Origin of the sequence: Streptomyces spongiae (assembly GCF_009377185.1) — a bacterium.
Taxonomy (GTDB): Bacteria; Actinomycetota; Actinomycetes; order Streptomycetales; family Streptomycetaceae; genus Streptomyces; species Streptomyces spongiae.
Window position 1 is genome coordinate 1 of the sequence record NZ_VJZC01000670.1, and the last position, 5,055, is coordinate 5,055.

Sequence of the window (5,055 nt, forward strand, 5' to 3'; positions counted from 1 at the left end):
CGCACGGACTCCCCACCGCCCCGGCCGGCAGGCCTGCTGCGGCGATGTCTTCGTATGCCGATCGGAGTTCAGTCGATCATCGCCGTAGGCCTGGGCGCCCTCATCGGCACCCTCGCCCCGTCCGCGGGCGAGCAGATGAAGATCCTCGGTGAGGTGTTCCTGAACCTGGTGCAGGTCGTGGTCCTGCCCCTGGTCTTCCCGCTCATCGTGCTGGGCATCGCCCGCATGGAGTCGGTCAAGAAGGTCGGCCGGATCGCCGGCAAGGCCATCCTCTACTTCGAGATCGTCACCACCGTGATCCTGCTGATCGCGGTGGGTCTGGCCAAGCTCACGGACATCGGCAAGGGAGCCCCCGTCCACGGGGCCGACGCCAAGGACCTGGACGGCCTGAGCCAGGGCATCGACTTCCACGAGCTGGTCCTGCACGCCGTACCGAAGAACATCTTCGCCGCGTTCGGCGAGGGCAACCTGCTCGGCGCGATCGTCTTCGCCCTGCTCGTGGGCGTCGCCATGGCCGCGATCGGGGAGAAGTCCGAGCCGTTCGCCGCGGTGCTGGAGTCCGTCGCCGCGGTGATGTTCAAGGTCGTCGGCTACGTCATCCGCGTCGCGCCGCTGGGTGTGCTCGGCTTCATCTCCTACGACGTCGCCCACTACGGCTTCGGCAACCTGCGCAGCCTGCTGGGCTTCATCGCCGTGGTCTACGCGGGCCTGGCCATCGTCCTCGGCGTGCTCTTCCCGCTCATCGCGGCGATCTACCGCATCCGCTACGTCGAGCTGCTGAAGTCGATCGCGGGGCTGGCCGGGATCGCCTTCGTCACCCGCAGCTCCGAGTCGGTGCTGGCCCCGCTGATGGGCAGGTTGGAAGCCTTCGGCCTCAGCCGGTCGACGACCTCGTTCGTCGTCCCCCTCGGCTACTCCTTCAACACCGACGGCTCCGTCCTCTACCAGGCCGCCGCGCTGGTCTTCCTCGCCAACGCCTACGGCGCCGACACGTCCCTGCCCGCCCTGCTGCTCATGGTCGGCGTGCTGGTGATCCTCTCCAAGGGCATGGCCGGCGTCGCCTCCGCCTCCATCGTCGTCCTCATCGCGGCCGGCAACTCCATCGGGCTGCCCGCCGAGGGCATCGCCCTGCTCCTCGGCGTGGACTTCATCGTCGACATGGCCCGCACCGGCGTGAACGTCATCGGCAACTCACTCGCCGCCGCCGTCATCGACAGCTCCGAGAGCCGACGCGAGGCGAAACGCGGCAACCGGCCGCAGGGCGAAACCCCCCAGGCACTGGCCGAGCCCGAGGCCACGGTCCTCCAGAAGGAATCCGTACGGTGACCACCCCCGCAGTGACCACCCCCACCTCGGAGATCATCGGCATCCTGGGTGGCATGGGCCCGGCGGCCACCGCCGACTTCTACGCCAAGCTCGTCTCGACCACCCCCGGCTCCAGCGACCAGGACCACCTCCGTACGGTCATCTGGTCCGACCCCACCATCCCCGACCGCACCGAGGCCCTGCTCGGCACCGGCCCCGACCCCACCCCCTGGCTCCTCGCGGGCAGCCGCGTCCTGCGGGAGGCCGGCGCCACGGTCATCGCCATCCCGTGCAACACCGCGCACGCCTTCGTCCCGCGCATCGCCCACCACGTCGGCCTGCCCATCGTCCACATGGTCGGCGAGGTCGCCCGGCACCTCACCACGATCGGCCCCCGCATCCACACGGCCGGACTGCTGGCCACCACCGGCACCGTCCGCGCCGGCCTCTACCAGGAGTGGCTGGACCGCTTCGGCATCCGTCTCGTACTCCCCGACGCCACCAGCCAGAACGATGAGGTCATGACCGCCATCCGCGCCGTGAAGGCAGGCACCCACGACGACACGACGACCACGCTCCTGGCCGACGCCGCGCGGAGCCTGACCGCACAGGGCGCGCAAGCGGTGATCGCGGGCTGCACAGAGATCCCCCTCGGGCTGCCCGCCGACGCCGTGGACGTCCCCCTCGTCGACCCGGCACTCGTGCTGGCCCAGGCCCTGGTCCGCCGGGCAACGACGGAAGGCGAGAACGGACAGGGCTGGGGCTGGTGAAGGGCGATGTACTGTACGCAATATGTCACTCGACAGCCCGGTCTCCCGCCGCCTCCTCAGCGACGAGGTCTTCCACCGCCTGCGCGACTCCATCGTGCGCGGCGAACTCGTCCCCGGCGAGAAGGTCAAGGACGGCGAGCTCGCCGAGCGCCTGGGCCTCAGCCGCACCCCCGTGCGCGAGGCGCTCGCCCGGCTCGCCGACATCGGCCTGGTCGAGGCCAAACCCGGTGTCTACACCCGCATCACCACCCTCAACCGCCGCGACGTCGAGAAGACCCTCGCCGTCCTGCGCTCCCTCGACCAACTCGCCATAGAGACAGCCGTTCCGGTCATGACCGAGCAGGACCTGACGCGCATGCGCGAGGCCAACCGCGACTTCGAACGGGCCGTCGCCGCCAACGACACCACGGCCGCGCTCGCCGCCGACGACCGCTTCCACGGCGTCCCCATCAGGGCCGCGGACAACCCCGTGCTCAGCCGGATCGTCGAGCAGCTCCACCCGCAGATCCACCGCATCCTCTACCGCAAGTTCTCCACGCTGCTCGGCGGCCGCAACACCATCGAACACCACGGCGAACTCATCGACGTCTGCGCCGGCGGCGACGCCCGAGCCGCCGCCGAACTCTCCGGACACCACTGGTCCGAACTCGGCGGACACATCAACGAGCTCTTCGACACCAACCAGTTCGCCGAAGCGGTGACTGGTTAGGCCGACCGTCTGGTTAAGCCGACCGTCTGGTCAGGCCGACCGTCGTTCACCCGCGGTCAGTGCCCCGGCCCGTCGGCGCGACTCCGTGGCGCGGCGCGTCAGTGCGTCGAAGCCCACCGCGGTGAGCAACACCCCACCGGTGATCATCAGCTGGACCGGTGGATCGACTCCCAGCAGCGCCATGCCCGAGGCGATCGACTGGAGGATGAGCACCCCCAGCAGCGCGGACCAGGCCGAGCCGCGTCCGCCGAACAGGCTGGTGCCACCGATGATGGCCGCCGCGACGGCGCTGATCAGCAGTGTGCCGGAGGCCGGGACCTGGCTCGCCGAGGTGAGCCGGGACGCGACGAACAGGCCGCCGACCGCCGCCAGGCCCCCCGACACCATGAACACCGCGATCCGCACACGCGCCACATCGACGCCGGCCCGTCGGGCCGCCTCCACACCGCCGCCCAGCGCGAGGACCTGCCGGCCGTAGGGCGTACGGCGCAGGAACAGGTCCGAGGCCACGATGACGCCGAGAAAGATCAGGAGCGCCAGCGGCAGGCCCTGGAACCGGCCCAGTACGTAGACCGTGGCGAACGCGACCACCGCGAGAAGGGCCGTACGCGCCCAGATCTCGCCCACCGGCCGGAACGGCATCCCGGCGGCGCTACGGCGCCTGTGGTCGTGGTAGGTGACGAGGAGGTACGCGGTCGTGCCGAGCGCCGCCAGGCCGTACGTGGCGACGGGGGCACCGAAGTTGCGGCTGGTCAGCTTGGCGACCAACCCCTCGTCGCTGAAGTTGATGGCGCTCTCCGGCGCCAGCAGGTAGATCATCAGGCCGTTCCAGGCCAGCAGGCCCGCGAGGGTGACGACGAACGCGGGTACGCCGATCCTGGCGAAGAAGAACCCGTGGACGGACCCCGCGGCCGCACCGCAGCTCACCGCGACGAGCACGGCGAGCCATTCCGGCATACCCACGTTCACGTTCAGCGTCGCGAACACGGCGCCCGCCAGCCCGGCGAGCGAACCCACCGACAGGTCGATCTCGCCGATCAGCAGCACGAAGACGACGCCGACGGCGACCATGCCGGTCCCGACGATGTCCACGCTGAGGACCGACAGGTTGCGCGGCGAGAGGAAGTTGTCGTTGAGGCCGTGGAAGACCATCCAGGTCACGGCGAGAGCGATCAGGGCCGGGGCGGGCCCGAGTTCACGATCGTGCAGTTTGCGGCGCACCGCACCGACACACGCCCTGAGAGGCCCCGAGTGCGGGCCCACCTCCTTCGGCCTTCGGGCACAGCTCATCCGGTGAGTCCGGCCTTGTCGCAGGCGGACCGGAGCTCCGGAGTACAGATCTGATTGATCGTGTACATACCGTCCTTCACCAGGGTGTCCTTGATGTTGTCGACAGTCACCGAGACCGACGGGAGCAGAACCGCCGGGATGTCCTTCGTGGAGGCGTTGTCGACGGTGCCGGTGGCGATGGAGTCGACCGGCTCATCGCGCCCCAGGGCGACGGCCATCTCGACGGCGGCGTCGGCCGCGGGCTTGAAGGGCTTGTAGACGGTCATGTACTGCTCGCCCTTGACGATGCGCCGCACGGCCGCGAGATCGGCGTCCTGGCCGGTGATCGGGGGCACCGACCCGGCCTCGGCGGCGTTGAGGGCGGAGATCACGGCGCCGGCGAGGCTGTCGTTGGCGGCCAGAACGCCGTCGATGTTGTCCGCGCCCAGGGCCGAGATGGCACCGGTCATGTTGACGAAGGCGTTCTCCGGCCGCCAGCCGACGGTGTCGTACGACTTGCCGATCTTCACCTTGCCTTCGAGGACGGAGAGAGACCCCCGCTTGAACCAGCCGGCATTGGGGTCGATCGTCGCGCCGTTCATCATGACGATCTGGCCCCCGTCTGCCTCCGTGCCCATGGCCTTCAGAAGCGCCTCGCCCTGAAGCTTGCCGATCTTCGCACCGTCGAAGGTGACGTAGCCGGAGATCGGTCCTTCCGCGAGCCGGTCATAGGCGACGACCGGTATACCGGCCCGCTGCGCCTCCACGACCGACGGACGCAGCCCCTCGGCGTCGATGGCAGCGATGATCAGGACATCCACCCCTTTGGTGATCATGGCTTCGAGCTGCTGCCGCTGGATCGCCGGGTCAGGAGTGGCACCGACCTCCGCTGCCGGACAGTCCGGGCACAGCTGCTCCAGCTTCTCCTCGATCAGGGGCCTGTCGAACTGCCCGAAGCGAGAGGCCCCGCCCCCCGGGAGCAGCACACCGACGGTGAGGCTG

5 protein-coding genes are annotated in these 5,055 nt (G+C 69.6%); 3 read left to right on the plus strand and 2 right to left on the minus strand.

The window, feature by feature from the left end:
* The 3 genes from FNH08_RS44200 to FNH08_RS44210 all read left to right on the plus strand — a co-directional run.
* A partial coding sequence (locus FNH08_RS44200) for a dicarboxylate/amino acid:cation symporter (RefSeq protein WP_228034745.1) occupies positions 1–1,326 on the plus strand: 1,326 nt, incomplete at its 5' end.
* Positions 1,323–2,075, plus strand: a complete 753-nt coding sequence (cuyB, locus tag FNH08_RS44205) for a cysteate racemase (RefSeq protein WP_322726435.1) — start codon at positions 1,323–1,325, stop codon at positions 2,073–2,075. The genes FNH08_RS44200 and cuyB, both read left to right, overlap by 4 nt.
* Positions 2,076–2,097: 22 nt before the next feature.
* A complete protein-coding gene (locus FNH08_RS44210; protein ID WP_152777155.1) occupies positions 2,098–2,784 on the plus strand; it encodes a GntR family transcriptional regulator in 687 nt (228 codons plus the stop codon).
* Between the two features lie 30 nt (positions 2,785–2,814).
* On the opposite strand, the gene FNH08_RS44215 is transcribed toward FNH08_RS44210, so the two are convergent.
* Both FNH08_RS44215 and FNH08_RS44220 read right to left on the minus strand, forming a co-directional pair.
* Positions 2,815–4,074 carry a sugar ABC transporter permease gene (locus tag FNH08_RS44215; protein WP_152777156.1) on the minus strand — a complete coding sequence of 420 codons (1,260 nt, stop codon included), beginning with the start codon at positions 4,072–4,074 and terminating at the stop codon, positions 2,815–2,817.
* Positions 4,071–5,055 (minus strand): sugar ABC transporter substrate-binding protein (locus FNH08_RS44220; RefSeq protein WP_152777157.1); only part of this gene is annotated, 985 nt, incomplete at its 5' end. The genes FNH08_RS44215 and FNH08_RS44220, both read right to left, overlap by 4 nt.